The organism is Allobosea vaviloviae, from assembly GCF_001298265.1.
GTDB lineage: Bacteria > Pseudomonadota > Alphaproteobacteria > Rhizobiales > Beijerinckiaceae > Allobosea > Allobosea vaviloviae_B.
Genome location: NZ_LGSZ01000022.1, coordinates 1 through 16,218 on the forward strand (window position 1 = coordinate 1; position 16,218 = coordinate 16,218).

16 protein-coding genes and 1 tRNA gene are annotated in these 16,218 nt (G+C 66.5%); 7 read left to right on the forward strand and 10 right to left on the reverse strand.

Going from position 1 to position 16,218, the window contains the following annotated elements; all coding sequences use genetic code 11:
- Positions 1-84: 84 nt before the first annotated feature.
- Entirely contained in the window at positions 85-291 is a 207-nt protein-coding gene (locus AE618_RS03855) for a hypothetical protein (RefSeq protein WP_156330086.1), read from the reverse strand.
- A gap of 84 nt (positions 292-375) precedes the next feature.
- The gene (locus tag AE618_RS03860) at positions 376-801 is read right to left on the reverse strand and encodes a DoxX family protein (RefSeq protein WP_054207745.1); all 426 of its coding nucleotides are present in this window, start codon (positions 799-801) and stop codon (positions 376-378) included.
- Between the two features lie 204 nt (positions 802-1,005).
- Here AE618_RS03860 and AE618_RS03865 point away from each other — a divergent pair, with 204 nt between their 5' ends.
- Together AE618_RS03865 and AE618_RS03870 are read left to right on the forward strand one after the other, a co-directional pair.
- Positions 1,006-1,938, forward strand: coding sequence for a ring-cleaving dioxygenase (locus AE618_RS03865; protein WP_054207746.1), 933 nt, complete (start codon positions 1,006-1,008; stop codon positions 1,936-1,938).
- 69 nt (positions 1,939-2,007) lie between these two features.
- Positions 2,008-2,649 carry an alpha/beta hydrolase gene (locus tag AE618_RS03870; protein ID WP_054207747.1) on the forward strand — a complete coding sequence of 214 codons (642 nt, stop codon included), beginning with the start codon at positions 2,008-2,010 and terminating at the stop codon, positions 2,647-2,649.
- A 45-nt stretch (positions 2,650-2,694) separates the two neighbouring features.
- On the opposite strand, the gene AE618_RS03875 is transcribed toward AE618_RS03870, so the two are convergent.
- Positions 2,695-2,925 carry a hypothetical protein gene (locus AE618_RS03875; protein ID WP_054207748.1) on the reverse strand — a complete coding sequence of 77 codons (231 nt, stop codon included), beginning with the start codon at positions 2,923-2,925 and terminating at the stop codon, positions 2,695-2,697.
- 435 nt (positions 2,926-3,360) lie between these two features.
- Here AE618_RS03875 and AE618_RS03880 point away from each other — a divergent pair, with 435 nt between their 5' ends.
- Positions 3,361-4,161, forward strand: a complete 801-nt coding sequence (locus tag AE618_RS03880) for a hypothetical protein (protein ID WP_054207749.1) — start codon at positions 3,361-3,363, stop codon at positions 4,159-4,161.
- 244 nt (positions 4,162-4,405) lie between these two features.
- Here AE618_RS03880 and AE618_RS03885 read toward each other — a convergent pair.
- Positions 4,406-4,483 (reverse strand) — tRNA-Pro (locus tag AE618_RS03885).
- Positions 4,484-4,693: 210 nt separating this feature from the next.
- On the opposite strand from AE618_RS03885, the gene AE618_RS03890 reads away from it, so the two are divergent.
- Entirely contained in the window at positions 4,694-5,512 is an 819-nt protein-coding gene (locus tag AE618_RS03890; protein WP_197280669.1) for a class I SAM-dependent methyltransferase, read from the forward strand.
- Positions 5,513-5,545: 33 nt separating this feature from the next.
- Here the strand turns inward: AE618_RS03890 and AE618_RS03895 are convergent, their stop codons facing one another.
- The 3 genes from AE618_RS03895 to AE618_RS03905 are packed head-to-tail and all read right to left on the reverse strand — an operon-like array spanning position 5,546 to position 9,445.
- Positions 5,546-6,646: an acyltransferase family protein gene (locus tag AE618_RS03895; RefSeq protein WP_054207751.1), complete on the reverse strand. Its 1,101-nt coding sequence runs from the start codon at positions 6,644-6,646 to the stop codon at positions 5,546-5,548.
- Positions 6,647-6,659: 13 nt separating this feature from the next.
- Positions 6,660-7,898, reverse strand: coding sequence for an O-antigen ligase family protein (locus tag AE618_RS03900; RefSeq protein WP_054207752.1), 1,239 nt, complete (start codon positions 7,896-7,898; stop codon positions 6,660-6,662).
- Positions 7,895-9,445 carry an undecaprenyl-phosphate glucose phosphotransferase gene (locus AE618_RS03905; protein ID WP_054207753.1) on the reverse strand — a complete coding sequence of 517 codons (1,551 nt, stop codon included), beginning with the start codon at positions 9,443-9,445 and terminating at the stop codon, positions 7,895-7,897. Before AE618_RS03905 ends, AE618_RS03900 begins: the two co-directional genes overlap by 4 nt.
- 540 nt (positions 9,446-9,985) lie before the next feature.
- On the opposite strand from AE618_RS03905, the gene AE618_RS03910 reads away from it, so the two are divergent.
- Together AE618_RS03910 and mdtI are read left to right on the forward strand one after the other, a co-directional pair.
- Positions 9,986-10,372, forward strand: a complete 387-nt coding sequence (locus tag AE618_RS03910; protein WP_156330087.1) for a DMT family transporter — start codon at positions 9,986-9,988, stop codon at positions 10,370-10,372.
- Positions 10,369-10,743: a multidrug/spermidine efflux SMR transporter subunit MdtI gene (gene mdtI / locus AE618_RS03915; RefSeq protein WP_282568487.1), complete on the forward strand. Its 375-nt coding sequence runs from the start codon at positions 10,369-10,371 to the stop codon at positions 10,741-10,743. Before AE618_RS03910 ends, mdtI begins: the two co-directional genes overlap by 4 nt.
- 13 nt (positions 10,744-10,756) lie before the next feature.
- On the opposite strand, the gene AE618_RS03920 is transcribed toward mdtI, so the two are convergent.
- Together AE618_RS03920 and AE618_RS03925 are read right to left on the reverse strand one after the other, a co-directional pair.
- The gene (locus AE618_RS03920; protein ID WP_054207755.1) at positions 10,757-11,914 is read right to left on the reverse strand and encodes a glycosyltransferase; all 1,158 of its coding nucleotides are present in this window, start codon (positions 11,912-11,914) and stop codon (positions 10,757-10,759) included.
- 20 nt (positions 11,915-11,934) lie between these two features.
- Positions 11,935-12,495 carry a polysaccharide biosynthesis/export family protein gene (locus AE618_RS03925; protein ID WP_054207756.1) on the reverse strand — a complete coding sequence of 187 codons (561 nt, stop codon included), beginning with the start codon at positions 12,493-12,495 and terminating at the stop codon, positions 11,935-11,937.
- A 193-nt stretch (positions 12,496-12,688) separates the two neighbouring features.
- Between AE618_RS03925 and AE618_RS03930 the strand changes: the two genes are divergently transcribed.
- On the forward strand, positions 12,689-14,881 hold the full coding sequence (locus AE618_RS03930; RefSeq protein ID WP_054207757.1) for a GumC family protein: 2,193 nt from the start codon (positions 12,689-12,691) through the stop codon (positions 14,879-14,881).
- Here AE618_RS03930 and AE618_RS03935 read toward each other — a convergent pair.
- Positions 14,878-16,122, reverse strand: a complete 1,245-nt coding sequence (locus AE618_RS03935) for a GNAT family N-acetyltransferase (protein ID WP_054207758.1) — start codon at positions 16,120-16,122, stop codon at positions 14,878-14,880. The genes AE618_RS03930 and AE618_RS03935 overlap by 4 nt on opposite strands.
- Positions 16,123-16,218: the final 96 nt, after the last annotated feature.

Sequence of the window (16,218 nt, forward strand, 5' to 3'; positions counted from 1 at the left end):
GAAACCCGGCCGGAGATTGATCGGAACCCCGGCCGGCTTCAAATCGGAATGGTGGCCGACATCAAATCGGAACGGTGGCCGGCTTCAAATCGGAATACCCGGCCGGATTGAATCGGAATCCGCAATCTGGCCGAGACGGCGGAACACGGTGGAATGGTTCAGGCCCAGCGCCGTCGCAGCTGCCGGCAGCGCCCGCCGGTCGGCGATCGCCTTGATCAGGCGGAAATCGTCCCAGGCGAGGGCTTTGGTCGGCACCGTCTTCGTCGGCTGCATCTTAGTCGGCGTTTTCATGGCGGCACTGTCAGACATGGCTTCGCCGCCATCAAGGCCTGTGGACCTCAATGACGGCGAAGAGTCAGCCTGTGTCTCAACCGGTCAGGCCGCGGCAGGCGTGCCGAGCACGGGCAGGCGCGCAGGCTTCAGCGCGAGTGCGCCATCGCCGATCATAGCGTGGGCCAGCGCCGTCAGCGCGAGGAAGGCCGGATATTCCCCCCCGCCATTGGGCGCATTGAAGACCCAGCCATTCGGGGCATGCACCATCAGGGCACCCAGCAGCACGGGCAGCAGCAGGATCGAGACGTAGCGGCCATAGAAGCCGGTCAGGATGGCGAGCCCGCCGAGAAGCTCGGCGAGCATGATCGGCCAGGCGAGGAAGGATGGCAGGCCGACCTGGCCGAGGAAGCCGGCGAAGCCCGCCGGAGTGAAGATCACGAGCTTGAGATAGGCATGGGCGATAAACATCAGGCCGAGCGCAACGCGCAAGGTCAGGGCGCCATAAGGGGCGAGGCGATTGTCGATCATGATGGCAGTCTCCAGAAACGGGACCGGGCTGGTCTCGCCACAAGAGATCGTCCTCGCCAATACGCAATGCAAATGGCGAGATGCCAATAACGAGATTGCGTTGATGCAATGAGTTGCCTCTGGCGCTTTGGCGTGGCCGGACCGATCTTCCTGGCCAACGGGGCGACCGCCCTTTGTCATTGCAGCATCGGAAGGACCTCAGTCATGCAGATCAACGGCATCCACCATGTCACGGCGATCGCCGGCCCGGCGCGCCGCAATCTCGACTTCTACGGCCGCGTGCTCGGCCTGCGCCTGGTCAAGAAGACCGTCAACTTCGACGATCCCGGCACCTATCATTTCTACTACGGCGATGCCGCCGGCGCGCCGGGCACGATCCTTACCTTCTTCCCCTGGGAGCATGCCGCTCCCGGCCGGCTCGGGGTCGGCGAGACGCAGGAGACCGTGTTTCGGATTCCTGCGGCCGCGATCGGCTACTGGACGCATCGGCTCGTCGAGAACGGCGTGCCGCATGATGCCCCGGTGAAGCGCTTCGGCGAGACGGTGCTGTCGTTCCGTGATCGCGACGGGATGCGCCTTGCGCTCGTCGGCATCCCCGGCATCGAAGCTGAGCCCGCTTGGGCCGGCAGCGACGTGCCGGTCGAGCATGCGATCCGCGGATTCCACAGCGTCAGCCTTTTGCTTGACGATGCGGCTCCGACCGGTGCGATCCTCAGCGATGTCTTCGGCTTTCGTGAGGTCGCTCGCGACGACACGCTCATCCGCTATCGCGCGGATGGCGCGCCGCTCGGCAACATCATTGACCTGCGCGTGGCCGGCGGCTTCCTGCCGGCGCGACAGGGCGCGGGCTCGGTCCATCATGTCGCCTTCCGCGCCGCTGACGATGCGGCGCAGGAGGAGATGGTGCGCAAGCTCTCGGAGAACCACGGCATTCGCACCACCGAGCAGAGGGACCGGAACTACTTCCGCTCCGTCTACTTCCGCGAGCCCGGCCGCGTGCTCTTCGAGATCGCGACCGACGTTCCGGGCTTTGCCGTCGACGAGCCCTCCGAGAGCCTCGGCCAGGCGCTGAAGCTCCCGGCCGGACTGGAAAAGCAGCGTGACCGCATCGAGGCGCTGCTGCCTGAACTCGCCTGACCGCGTCGCCGCTCTGCCTGCCTTCGGGCCGGGCAGGGCGGCACGACCCTCATTCGAAGGAGATCAGCGATGGACACCGTCGCAACCACCGACTTCCACCATATCTACGAGCCTGGCTTCGACGCCGCCCGCCCGCCGCTCCTGCTGTTGCACGGCACCGGCGGCGACGAGCGCGACCTGCTCGGCCTCGGCCAGACGGTCGCGCCGGGAGCCAGCCTGCTCTCGCCGCGCGGCCAGGTGCTGGAGGGCGCCATGCCGCGCTTCTTCCGGCGGCTGGCGGAGGGCGTGTTCGACGAGGACGACCTGCGCCGCCGAACGCATGACCTCGCGGATTTCGTCGAGCAGGCGCGTGAGCGCTATGGCATCGCCGCCCCGGTCGCGATCGGCTTCTCGAACGGCGCCAACATCGCCGCGAGCCTGCTGCTGCTGCGTCCGGAAGTCCTGGCCGGCGCGGCGCTGCTGCGGGCAATGTCGCCCTTCGCCGAGCCGCCGCAGGTCCTAAAGAAGCCGCCCCAGGCGGATCTGGTGGGCAAGCGCGTCCTGATGCTCTCGGGGGCGATCGACCCGATCATCCCGGAGGAGAATGCGAAACGCCTTGCGCGCACGCTTTCGGCGGCCGGCGCCAGCGTCGATCACCGCGTGCTACCGGCCGGCCACGGCTTGTCGCAGGCCGATATCGGGCTGCTGAAGGGTTGGCTGCTCGATGCCTGACGAAAACCGTTGCGGCGGCGCCCGATGGGCCGCCGCAACGGCGTCTTAGGTCGCAGCCGCTGCCGCCTTGCGCTTGGAGGCCTTGGGCGCGGCAGGCGCGGCGGGCGGCTCGGCCGCCTGCTTGGCGAGGCGCAAGGCCTTGAGGGCCTCGATCTTCTTGCGGGCCGCGGCTTCGTCGGCCGCGATGCGTCCGCTTGATTTCTGCTTTTCGCGAGGCGCTTCCTGGACGCTGTTCACATCGTGCCAGGCGCGTGTTCCCCGGTTGTCCCCTGCCATAGCTGAAATCCTTCCGTCACACGCTGCGAGTGCTCAGCTTACGCGCGAAATGGCGAAGATACGAGCCGCATCGCCGTCTCCGCATCGCGCCACGATCAGAAGCCCGATTCAATCGACCAGCGGCACGATGACGGCGGCCGCGATCGCCAGCACCGCCAGTGCACGGACCAGGACGGCCCATTGACCCGAGACCCGAAATGCGACGGAACGCGACAGGGCACGCATAGAAACGACTCCCGACAACGCGACTTGATGAGGTTGGGCGCGGAACGCCGCTGGCGGCAAGCAGGGGTGACCGCCGGCCCTGTGGACAACCTCCGGCGGCGTTCGGACACGGAGGTTTCGCTCATGTAAGCAGCCCCGTCCTCTGCCAAACCTTGACAGCACGCATCGCTGTGGTTGCAAATCCTCCTGCGGCGTGGCGCGAGGTTCCAGATGGCGACCGGATATGGCGAGGTTTCCCGGCCGGCAGGCAGCTTCGGGCCGTTCGGTCCGTTCAGCCTCAATGCGTCTGCGCTGACCTCGACGCCGCTGCGCCTGACCTTCTCGTTTCTCTCCGACGGTCCGGCCGATGGCGAAGGCCGTCCCGGCCTCGACTATGTCGGCTTCTCCGGTTTGGCCGGATTTCAGGCGCGAAGCGCCATCGCACAGGCGCTCCAGGAATTCGCGGCGCTTGCAAAGATACAGATCGTCTATGCCGGCAACGACAACCCGAACGCGACGCTGCAATTCTCGCTGACGGATAACGGGCCGGCTTCGCTGGGGCTGACGACCTTCCGTCCGGGCCAGGCCGAGCTGCCGTTAAAATCCTATATCAGCTTCGATGACTCCATCGACGCGTCACAACCGGCCTGGCTGTCCGCCATCCGATACGAGATCGGGAAGGCCTTCGGACTGGCTGGCGACGGATCGGACAGCGCCAACCTTGCCTCGGCGCCGAGCCCTCACGATTTCGGTGATATGTCCGCCGTCTTCCAGCTGTCGAACGACCTGCTGCTGCTCTCGGCGCCGTCGCTGGAGGCAGCCATTGCCGATTCCGGCTTGTCGGCCCTGGCGTCTGCGGCGGGCTCGGATTTCCCTGCGCATGACGTGGCATTCCAGTTTGCCGATGTGGCAGCCGTCGGTGCAGCATTCGCCGATGGCGACGCCCTGGCGGCTGCGCTCGACCATGTCGAGGTGCCGCACGCTGCCGGAGGCGCGGTATCGTCGTTCCACGATGGCTACCACCTGGTCTGACCGCTGGTCGCTTATCCCGATACGATGCTGGAGGTCAAAGGCTCGGCCGGCTGAAGCGAGGTAGACGATCGAAATCTGGCTGCTGGCAGATGCCGGGCTGGATATCGGGGCTTGCTGAAGCGGTTCCGGGCTTCCGGAACACCATGCGGTCCAATGCACGAGCCCGGTCCCCGGTGCTCCGGCCGCAAGACAGAGCCCCGACCCATGTCTCCAGGGCTTCCAAGGCTTTGATTTTTGGGATTGATGGTCGGAGCGAGAGGATTCGAACCTCCGACCCCTTGTCCCCCAGACAAGTGCGCTAACCGGGCTGCGCTACGCTCCGACGGCTCGGCTTATAGTGGCGGGGCGCGGCGGATGCAATCGGCTTCGGGCGTCTTAAATCACGTTGCCTGTGGGTGAGATTGGCTTGCTCCGATGCGGCACAGTCCGGCCCGGCGCGCATTAACCCTCGATTAAGTCTTCGATTGCGGCTCTCGGCCGATGCCAGCATGGTTTTCGGCGGGACGGGGAGGTCATGCAGGCGGAGAAGACCATGTCACTGGCGACAGTCACGCAGACCGGGGCACGACCCGTCATGCGCGCATCGGCGCATCCTTCGGGCTCGGTCGAGGGCTTTTTCCGCGAGATGGCGCCGGACTGGCACTCGCAATGGGCCTGGGACAACTACGAATCCACCATCCTTGGCCTGACGCAGCAGTTCGGCCTGCGCCGCGTCTGCGAGATCGGCGGTGGGCGTGATCCGCTGTTCACCGCCGAGCAGGCGAAGCGCCGCAACATCGACCTCATCGTCAACGACATCGACGCGGGCGAGCTGGCGCTGACGCCGGCCGGTCTCAAGACTGCGCGCTTCGATATCGCCGGTGATCTGTCCGAGCCCGATATCGCCCGTGGCGGCTATGATCTGATGGTCTCGCGCATGGTCTTCGAGCATGTCGGCGACGTCGAACGGGCTTGGACCAACATCCATGCTCTGCTCGCGCCCGGCGGCGTGGCGCTCGCCTTCTTCCCGACGCTCTGGGCGCCGGTCTTCGCGCTCAACCACCTTCTGCCGGAGAAGGCCTCGCGCGCCATCGTGCATGCGCTGTTCCCGCTGCGGCGCGACGGCGGTGGCGATCCGAAATTTCCCGCGCATTACGACTGGTGCCGCGGCAGCCGCGCGCAGCTGACGCCGATGCTCAACCGCGCCGGTTTCAGCGACGTGCATATCCAGCGCTTCTGGGGGCACGGCTATTTCGACCGCATGCCGGGCCTGAAGCAGGCCGACCATGCCTTCAACGCGCTCGCAGCCAAGATCGGCTGGGAGTTCGTGACGACCTATGCCTATGTCGTGGTGCGCAAGGATCGCGGCTGAGAGCGGGCAGCGAGTGTCCTGACGGGGGCTCGGTCAGGATAGCGTCGCCGCACGGTCTGCGACCCGCAGGCCGGGCTTCGTCGCATCCGTCGTTGCACGCTGCGCCCAGCGCAGCAGCGGCCGCTCGACGAAGCGGTAGGTCAGGATCGCCACGATCGTCGCAAGCAGCATTGCCGCCGCGACATAGGCCGTGAGCGGGAGTGCTCCCCCGACGAAATGGGTCCAGAGGTTGCGCATCGGGCGCAGCACGAAGGGATGGACCAGATAAAGGCTGTAGGAGGCGTTTCCGAGCACTGCCAGCCAGAGCATGCCCCGTGACGTCGCGCTTCTCGCAAGACCGGCGGCTGCGACGATCAGCAGCGCCGGAACGCCCCAGCGCAAGGCCTCGGGCAGGCCGGCCTCGATCTCGGGCCCGCCGAATTTGACCATCCCCAGGATCCCGACGCCAGCGACCATGACGGCGGCAGTGGGCGAAAGCCGGGCGCCTTTCAGATAGGCGGCGCCGAGCAGGCAGCCCATCAGGAACTCCAGGATGATCGACTGGCTCCAGAATGCGAGCTGCACCTGTTCGGGCCGGACGATCATGCCGAACAGGGCCAGCGCGCCGATGACAACGGCGAGCGCCGTCATGCCGCGTCGGAAGGGCAGGGTGAGCGCGCCTGCAAACAGGACGTAGAAGAACATCTCCATGTTCAGCGTCCAGCCCAGCGCCATGACCGGCCGGATTTCGCCCGGCACCCGCAGGCTCGGAATGAAGGCATAGGATGCCAGCACATGGCGCCAGTCGTCGATCGGCACGTTCAGCAGGCGCGGCGCGATGGCGCCGCCGATCAGCAGGACCGTCGTCAGCAGCCAGTAGAGCGGCACGATCCGCGTCAGCCTGCGGGTCAGGAAGATGCGCCAGGCTCCACGCTGGCCGAAGAGTCCGGCCGAGGTATAGGTCATGATGAAGCCGGAGATCACAAAGAAGATGTCGACGCCGAAGCCCCAATAGATGAACGACAGGTCCGGGGCGGCGCGCCCGACGAGCGCCGCGATCGTCTCCGTCTCATGCAGGGCATGTCCGACGACCACCAGCAGGGCCGCGACGGCGCGCAGCGCCTGGATGTTGGCGTTCTGGTTCGAGACGCTCATCGCTGTCCGCCGCCTATCGCGCCAGGCCATCGGCCCGCGGCAGTGCGGCCAGGCCCCAGACCAGTCCCAGCATCAGGTAGAAATGGCGCCAGTGGTCGGTGTCGATCTGGACACCCTGCAGGATGGTGACGAACAGGACCGACCAGAGCGCGATGGCGTGATGTTGGGTCGGGCCTGGCCGGAAGACCAGGCGAAAGCCGATGTAGAAGGTCGCCATCGTCAGCGCGAGCCAGGCGAAGCCGCCGAGCCAGCCATAGGAGGCGAAGGCGTTGACATAGACGTTGTGAGGATCCTGCTGATTGAAGATCCAGCGGAAGCGCAGCGGGCCGAAGCCGTTGGGCGCGTCCAGCAACAGCGGGATCGACCGCAACTGGCTGCCGAAGCGGCCGGTCACGCCCTGGTCGTAGCTCTGGTCGAGGGTGGCCCGTTCCTGGAAGACGGCCCTGATATCGTCGAACGAGAGCGCGATCGTCAGCGCCACGGCCGCGAGCATCAGCGTCGCCAGCGTCAGGGCCACGATCCGCGCACGCCGCGACGCATCGGGCGCGACCAGGAAGCACAGCGTCACCATGATCAGGACGGAGGCCGCAAGGTTGCCCCAGCCACCGCGCGAGAAGGTCAGGAACAGTGCCGCCAGCGGCACGCTGATCGAGAGCAGGCCGCGCAGCAGGCCGCATCGGCCGATCAGGATATGCTGGAGACCGAAGACGATCGGCAGGACCAGATAAGGACCGAGCACGTTCGGGTCCTTGAAGGTGCCCGAGGCGCGTCCATAGAGCGTGAAGCTGTCGCCGAGGCCTGCGACGTTGAAATAGCCGAGAATGCCGGCGATGCTCGCGCACCACACCGCGAAGAGATAGCCTTTCCGCAGCGTCTCCAGCCGGCGCAGCGAATCCTCGGCGATGATCGCCGCGAGGACGACCGCCGTGACCATCAGGTAGAGCGAAACCGCCATGAAGCGGACGGCGTCCGGGTCGCTCATCCAGGGGATCAGCGAGAACAGGCCTCCGATATTGAAAGCCAGCAGCAGGAAGGCCAGCGGCAACAGCCTCTGCGAGAACCGGATGCCGGTGACCGCGAAAACGAGGACGACGAGAAGAAACGAGATCTCGTAGGGGGAGGGCTCGATCAGTGCGACCCAGCTCGAGGCGGTCAGGAGCCAGAGCGCGCCGCGCGTGATCGCGGCATAGGAGATCGCGAGGCCGCGGCGGCGGCCCGATCCTATCTCGGCATGGTCGGCGAGCGTGCTCAATAGGCGTTCTCGTTCTTCGTCATCAGCGAGAACGGCGTCTTCACGAGGATGTAGAGGTCGAGCAGCACGGACCAGTTCTCGATGTAGTAAAGGTCGTGCTCGACGCGGCGCTGGATCTTGTCCTCGGTGTCTGTCTCGCCGCGCCAGCCATTGACCTGCGCCCAGCCGGTGATGCCGGGCTTGACCTTGTGGCGGGCGAAATAGCCGTCGACCACCTGCTCATAGGCGCGGTTCGAGGCGGTGGCATGGACCGCATGGGGGCGCGGGCCGACCAGCGAGAGATTCCCGCGCAGGACGACGTTGAACAGCTGGGGCAACTCGTCCAGCGAGGTCTTGCGGATGAAGCGGCCGACGCGGGTGACGCGCGGATCGTCCCGCGTCACCTGCTTGGCGGCGGCGTGGTCGCTCATCTCATGGTAAAGCGAGCGGAACTTCAGAACCTCGATCTGCTCGTTGTTGAAGCCGTAGCGCTTCTGGCGAAACAGGACCGGTCCCTTCGAGTCGAGCTTGATCGCAAGGGCGGTCACCAGCATCACCGGCGAGAGCGCGATCAGGGCCAACAGGCCGACGACCTTGTCGAAGACCCATTTGACGACGATGTCCCAGTCCGCGATCGGCCGGTCGAACACGTCCAGAACCGGCACCGCGCCGAAATAGGAATAGGAGCGCGGCCGGAATCGCAGCTTCGACATATGCGCCGAGAGCCGGATGTCGATCGGCAGCACCCAAAGCTTGCGCAGCATGGTCAGGAGCCTGGCCTCCGCCGAGATCGGCAGGGTGAAGATCACCAGGTCGAGCTTGGTGCGGCGGGCGAACTCGACGAGGTCGTCGATCGTGCCGAGCTTTGGGTAGCCGGCGACGAGATCGGGCGAGCGGTCGTCGTTGCGGTCGTCGAACACGCCGCAGATGCGCAGGCCCGTATCGCGCTGCGCTTCCAGCGCGCGGATCAGGGCCTCGCCGCCTTCGCCGCCGCCGACGATCGCCGTGCGCCGCTCCAGCCGGCCGGTCCGCGTCAGATGCCGCACGCCGAGCATGACGATGAGGCGCTCCGTGAGCAGAGCCAGAGCGCCGACGCCATAAAATCCGAGCAGCCAGCCGCGCGAGACCTGGTCGCCGATCTTGAGGAAGAAGAAGGCGGCCAGCGTGATCAGGAACAGCAGGGTCCAGCCGCTGGCGAGTCTGACCGCCATGGCGATGAAGTTTCTGAGCGCGCCGACATGGTACAGATGCAGCGCCTGAAAGACCGCGAGCACGCCGATCGACAGCGCGGCGATGGTCACCTGGTAGGGCAGGGTGCTGTCGACATTGCCGGCCGCATAAAGCCAGTAGATCAGCCCACCTGTTCCAACCACGGCCACGACGTCGAGGACGCGCACCAGACCCTCGATCATCACCGGCGACAGCGTCGGCTTGACCGGCATGGCGGCGATGCGCTCCGCCAGGGGATGAAACACGCGCGTTCCGCTGCGGGCCGGCCCGAACATCTCCGGCGTTGCCGAGGCAGCCGCGTCCGCCTTGATCAGATCGCGGACATCGAAGGCACCCATGACGTCACATTCCTGGTCGCTGCAACCCTGGTCGCTGTCAGCGCGGCCGAGGCTGTCGCCTGGGTCGACCCGCCGATCTTCCTTCTGGCGTAGCCGAAAATGCTCACGGAAGGCTTAATCGGACAGGTCGCTGTTTTGGCAGGAGGACCGTGTCTTCGGCCGGCGTTTGACGTGTGGTGCGGGGGGATTCTGGTCTGCGCTCGAAAACGCGATTTTTCCTCGACCGATCAAGGTATTGACGCAGTCGAAATCGCATCGATTTCGCCCGAAATGCTGCGATAGAAATCATCGAAAGGTTGTTTCCAGTTGACTTGAAGCAACGATCTGGCTATGTGTTCCCGTGATGAGTGTCTGAGAAGCACATTTTTGCGCGATCAAGTTTTCCGGCCCAGAGCGGTCGGGAGGTGATTGCCGTGCTGCTTTCGTGGTGGTCGCCACCGAGAGCTTTTTGATCCGGACCCTGATTTACAACTCGAACTTTTGCAGAGCTGCCCCGCATCGCCCCCGCGTTGCCCGTTGTCGGCCTGCCTCGTGTGCAACATGCCTTCCCATTGGTTCTTTCTGCTCGCGGCCATCGCCGTCGAGATCGTCGCGACGACCGCGCTGAAGTCGGTCGTCTCCGCTCCCTGGCTGGTCGCGCTTTTGCCGCTGGCCCTGATCGGCCTGTCCTTCGCGCTGCTCAGCATCGCGCTGCGCGTCATCCCGTTGGCTGTCGCCTATGCGGTCTGGGAAGGGCTCGGCATCGTCGGCATCGCCGCTGCCGGCCACCTGCTCTTCGGCGAGCATTTGACGCCCGGACGCATGCTGGCGCTCGCCGCGATCCTGGCCGGCATCCTTCTGCTCGAACGCGGCGTCGGGGAGGAGCATGACGGCGAGCCCGGGGATGCTCGCGCCCCGGATGCGCGCATCGAGGGGAGGCTGGCATGATCACGCCCTTGATGCCGAACCTGATGCCGAACCTGATGCCCAGCCTGATGCCACAGACGCTTGCCATCGCCTGGCTGGCGCTGGCCGTGGTCCTCGAGGTCTGCGGCTCCTCCCTGCTGAAACTCTCCGACGGCATGCGCCGACGCCTGCCGGGGCTGGCCGGAATCATCCTGGTGATGGGTGCCTTCGCCGCGCTCGCCCAGGCCATTCGCGGCATGGACCTTTCGGTGGCCTATGCGGTCTGGGGTGGGGCGGGGCTGGTCATCACCGCGATCGTCGGCGCGCTCGCGTTCGGCCAGCGCATCAGGCTGTCGGGTTGGGCCGGAATCGGCCTGGTGATCCTGGGTGTGGTCGCGCTCAAGCTGCTGTGAGCAGACTGTCCGATCAGGCCCTGGCGCGGTTCGCCATCGCGTGGTGATAGGCGGTGATGACGCCGTCGATCATCGCGTCGAGCTGGAAGTTCTCGCGGACATGCTGCGCGAGATCCGCTGCCTCGGCCGTCCGTTCGGCATCGGGTGTAGCGAGCGCTCTTGCGATCGCGTCGGCGAGGATGACGGGGTCGTTGGTGGGTATCAGCCGATGCCGGTGCCGCGGCCCGTAGATTTCGTTGATACCGCCGACATCGGTGGAAACCAGCGGCTGCGCCGCCGCCGCCGCTTCGAGGATGACGTAGGGCAGCGACTCCGCCCGTGACGGCACCACCATGACCTGGGCACGCGAGAGAGCCTTGCGGATCGGGCCTGGCGGCTCGAAAACGCATTGGTCCGCGATTCCGCGCGAAACCGTCAAGGCGCGCAGATCCGCCTCGTCCGGTCCCGATCCGACGATCAGGATGCGCGGCGTCAAGGCATCGCGGCTCTTGAGCAGGCTGAGCGCATCGATCAGCGTGTCGATGCCCTTCGCCGAGCGGAGTTCGCCGAGATAGACGAGGCAGAACGTCGCGTCCGTATGGTCGATCGGCTCGAACTCCGGCTCCGAAATGCCGTTCAGGACGATGCGATGGTCGGTGCGCGGCAGATGGCCGATATGCGCTTCGAAGCGGCCGGCGATGAAGCGGCTCTCGAACAGGAACATGTCGGTGGCGCGCTCGAGCAGCCGCTCGACTGCCATGTAGACCTTATGCTCGGTGCCGCCGGGCTTGTAGTTGAAGCTGCCGCCATGGGGCGTATAGGCCGTGACATAGCGGCGGCCGGGGCTGACGAGCGCCGGCAAACGGCCGTAGAGCCCGCCTTTCGAGCCGTGGCAGTGAACCACGTCGGGGTCGAGCCGCGCGCGCACCGAGATCGCGCTCATCTGCGCCCTGGCATCCGTCAGGCTGGGATAGCGCGACATCGGCACGCGCGTGATGCCGAGCGTCAGCAGGCCCGAGAGCTCGGCGAAGACATCGTCGGCCCTTGTGCCGCCTGTCGTGGAATCGCAGAAGATGCCGACATCATGGCCGCGCTGCGCCTGTCCGCGCGCAAGGTCCAGCACATGCCGGAAGAGCCCTCCGAGCGGGGCCCGGAAGACATGCAGGATCCGCAGGCGCGCGGTGTCCGTCATCCCGGCTCTCCCGACAGGCTCTAGAACCAGCGTTCCTTGATGACGATCGTGTCTCCGGGCTGGACCGGATAGGTGATCGGCACGCTCGCGGTCACGAGCTGGTCCTCGACCTGCCGCGTCACCTCGGCATAGGCGCGCTGGCCGCGCGGCGTGAAGCCTCCGGCGATCGCGACCGCAGTCTGCACGGTCATGCCGTTGACATAGGGAAACTGGCCGGAATTCGTCACCTCCCCGAGCACGAAGAAGGGACGGTAGGCATCGACCTCGACCGAGACCTTCGGCTCGCGCAGGAAGCCGCCGCGGAGCTTGGCTTCGATCGCCTTCTCGAGTTGCTGCGTCGTGCGCCCCTGCGCCTCGACGGAATCGATCAGCGGCATCGAGATTCGGCCGCTGCCGTCGACCGCGTAGATGTTGGAGAGGTTGTCCTGTCCGAAGACGATGACGCGCAGCCGGTCGCCGCTGGCGAGGCGGTAGGGCCCGCTCGGCTGCGCGAGCGCATATTCGGACGCGACAAAGCGTGGCGCGCATGCGCCTGCCGTCATGGCTGCGGCCAGGGCGAGAGAGGCGAGACGTCGACTCATTACAAGCGATACCCATGCGGAATCCTGCCGAAGCATTGGCGGCATATGGTTAACAAAGGCTTCCGGCCTGTGGGTTGCGCGCGCCGCGTCCAGGGGCGGTCACGCCGGCCTTTAACCCCGCAATAACCTTACTGCGCTTTCACTAACGCGGCGTCCTGTCCGGGGCGCGAGAGTTTGCGTGAATGGATGGGTCATGACCGCTCACACCGAGAGCCATGTCAGGGAGCAGGTCCGCGAGCAGTCCGCGCGGGACGGGGACGCTCGTGGCGACATGCTCGATCTCTCCGCGCTCTGGGCCGCGATCAAGCGGCGCAAGGCCTGGATCATCGCGCCTACGGCGGCGGTGTTCGGGCTGTCCCTGATTGCCGTCAATATCGTGCCCGCCCGTTACACCGGCGAAGCCCGCATCCTGCTCGAGAGCCGCGGCAGCTTCTTCACGCTGCCTGGGCAATCCTCTGTCGAGACAACCGGTCAGTTCGATAGCGAGGCCGTCCAGAGTCAGGTCCAGCTCATCATGTCGCGCGACCTCGCCCGCGAGGCGATCAAGCGCATCGGACTCGTCGGCAATTCCGAATTCGATTCGGGGGCTGGAGCGCTGAATGCGCTGAAGAAGATCGGCGTGCTGATCGGGCTCGGCGGCCATCCGGCCGACCGTTCGCCGGAAGACCGCGTGCTGGAGAAGTACTACGATCGGCTTCTGGTCTATCCTGTCGGACGTTCGCGCATCGTCGCGGTCGAGTTCACCTCGCAGGATCCCGAACTCGCCGCCAAGGGCGCCAACATCATCGCCAACGCCTATCTCGAGCTTCAGGAGGCCGCCAAGCAGGACACGGCGCGCAGTGCGTCCTCCTGGCTTTCGACCACGATCGAGCCGCTGCGCAAGCGCCTCGCCGAGGCAGAAGCCAAGGTCGAGGATTTCCGCTCGCGCAATGGCCTGCTCGTCGGCGCCAACAACACCACGATCAACGCCCAGCAACTCGGCGATCTGTCGACGCAGCTGTCGGCCGCGCGCAGCCAGCAGGCCGAGGCACAGGCCAAGGCCGGGCTGATCCGCGACGCGATCAAGCAGGGCCGCACCTTCGAAATCCCCGATGTCGCCAATAACGAGCTGGTGCGCAGGCTGATCGAGCAGCGCGTCAACCTGCGCGCCCAGATCGCGCTCGAATCGCGCAATCTTCTCTCCGAGCATCCGCGCATCAAGGAGCTGAACGCACAGCTCGCCGATCTCGAGGGCCAGCTTCGCGCCGCCGCCGAGCGCACGGTGCGGACGCTCGAGAACGAGGCGAAGATCGCCGGACAGCGTGTCGAGAGCTTCACGGCCGCCCTCGACGGCCAGAAGAAGAACGTCTCCACCGGCAATGACAGCGAGGTGCAGCTGCGCGCGCTCGAACGCGAGGCCCGTACGCTGCGCGAGCAGCTCGAGCAATACATGCTGCGCTATCGCGAGGCCGTCGCCCGCGACAGCCAGAACGCGACGCCCGCCGACGCCCGCGTGATTTCGCGCGCGATCGAGCCGACCGAGCCCTCCTTCCCCAAGAAGCTGCCGACCGTCCTGGTGGCCACCCTCGCGACCTTCCTGGCCTCGCTCGCCACCGTCGTCTCGCGAGAACTTCTCAATGGCCGCAGCGATGCGCCCGCTCCGCAGCCGCGCCGCAGCCCGGGCTGGATCGGGAGGGGGCGCGAAGCGCCTCGCGCCGAAGAGACTCCGGCTGATTCGCGTCGCGAGCGCGTCGCCGGCCTGCTGACGCATGGCGGCCGTCTCGGCCAAATCACGCTCGATCTCGCCCATCCCGAGCAGACCTTGGCCGATCTCGCCGAACGCATCGAGGAGCCGGCACGCGGCATGGCGCCGATGGTGCTGGTGCTCGACGGCGCGGGCGAGGGCGCAGCCACGCCGACCGACCTGGCGGAGCTTCTCTCGCAGCGCTGCCGCTGCATCATCGTCGATCTCGCCGCCGACCGGGGCCGCAGCGAGGCGGGCTTCTCCGAACTGCTGGCCGGCGAGGTGCTGTTCTCCGACATCATCACGCGCGAGCCGGGCTCGCGCCTGCATCGCATCGGCCCCGGCCGGGCCGGGCGCGCCGCCGTCCTGGCCGCCTCTGACCTCGTCGAGGTCGCGCTCGACGCGCTTTGCGAGACCTATGATTGGGTTCTGGTCGCCGCCGCCTCGAACGACGAAGCATCCGTGCTGGCGTCGATCGCCGGTCGCGCGCAGGGCGGTCTCGTGATGGCGGGCCAGCTTGGCAATGGCCACGCGGTCGAAGCCGCCTATCGGCTGGCCGAGATGACGAAGGCGCCGGTGACGCTGATGCTCGACGCCCCCGAGACCGCGCCGATGCCAGACCTGCGCGAGAGCGGCGCGTCGCCGGTTGAGGTTCCCGCCTAATCCTCGACCGCGCGCGCGCGGCCACGGTTCAGCCAGCCCGAAATCTGCTGCGCCAGTTTCAGCGCGGCCGGCGAGGCCTTGATCGCGCGCTTGGTCCAGCGCTTGGCGCGAGCGATGTTGGCGAAGGCGCGTCCCTTGGCCGTCAGCGGCAGGAAGCTGTCGACGAGCTCGTCGCGCTCGTCGCAGATCGTCGTCTTGTAGCGGGCTTCGCCGACGCCCAGATCGAACATCGTGATCCCCTCGCGGCATTTCAGCTTGATCAGATCGACCAGCAGGATTTCGCCGGGGCTGGTCTTGGCCACCTCGCTCTCCATGTCGAAGGAGGTCGCCATGCCGGAGAAGCGCTGCGCCTGAACCGCGCCGACATAGGTCGCGACCGAGCGGCCGGCGACATCGAGCGAATAGAGTTCCAGCACCGGCGCGGCATCGCCAATCGGCTGGGCCGCGCGCTCGAGAAAGCTGCGCACGGCCGGCGGCGCGAAGGGGTCCGGCACGCCCATCATCGCGAAGCGCGCGGCCTTCTGAAGCAGGAACGCATCGATCACGCGCGCGATCTCGGCCGGCTCGCGGGCCCGCACCAGCTCCGACGGCCCGAAGCCCGCGAAGCGGTTGCGCTTGTTCTTCAGCTTCTTATGGGCGTGGCTGCTCATCGAACGCCGCAGCGAACCGTCGCAATCGCCGGCAACGAGGGCGAGCTTGTAGGCCGCGCTTGGGCTTGCTCCAGCCGCCAATGCGGCCAACGGATTGGCGATGCCTTGCCACTGCGTCGGCTGGTTGACGAAGATGAAGGCGTCGAGCCCGCCGATCACGGTGCCGATCTCGTCCAGCATCAGCCGCGCAGCGGCCGCGTCGAGCGCGGTCGCGAAGCCGCGCTCGTAGAGCCCCATATGGTAGTTGGCGTGCTTGCCGCCGATGAATTCGGCGAAGCGGATGCCATTGCGGCGTGTGATCACCAGCGGCAGGATCGCCAGCGGCCGATCGGCTGCATCGCGCAGCAGGACATGGCGAAACACCATGCCCTCAGCCGCACCGACGGTTTCGACGAAGGGCGCGACCCAGCCATAGGCCTGATAGGGCGTCGCCAGCGCGCTGGCTTCCAGCGCGTGCCAATCGGCCGCGATGGCGGCGATGTCGTCGCGGACCGTGATGCTGTGCCATGGCCGCGCGGCGTCGCTGCGGCTCTCGCTTTGCAGCGAGCCCGAGAGGCGCTCGGTCGGGGCATGCTCGGCAACGGCGGACATCGATGGTCGGGGCTCGGAAACGGACAAGTCTCGCCTCCTTAACCCGCTATTGTGAACGGACTGGGCAAGATGAGCGCTCTTGGCCGACGTCATCGG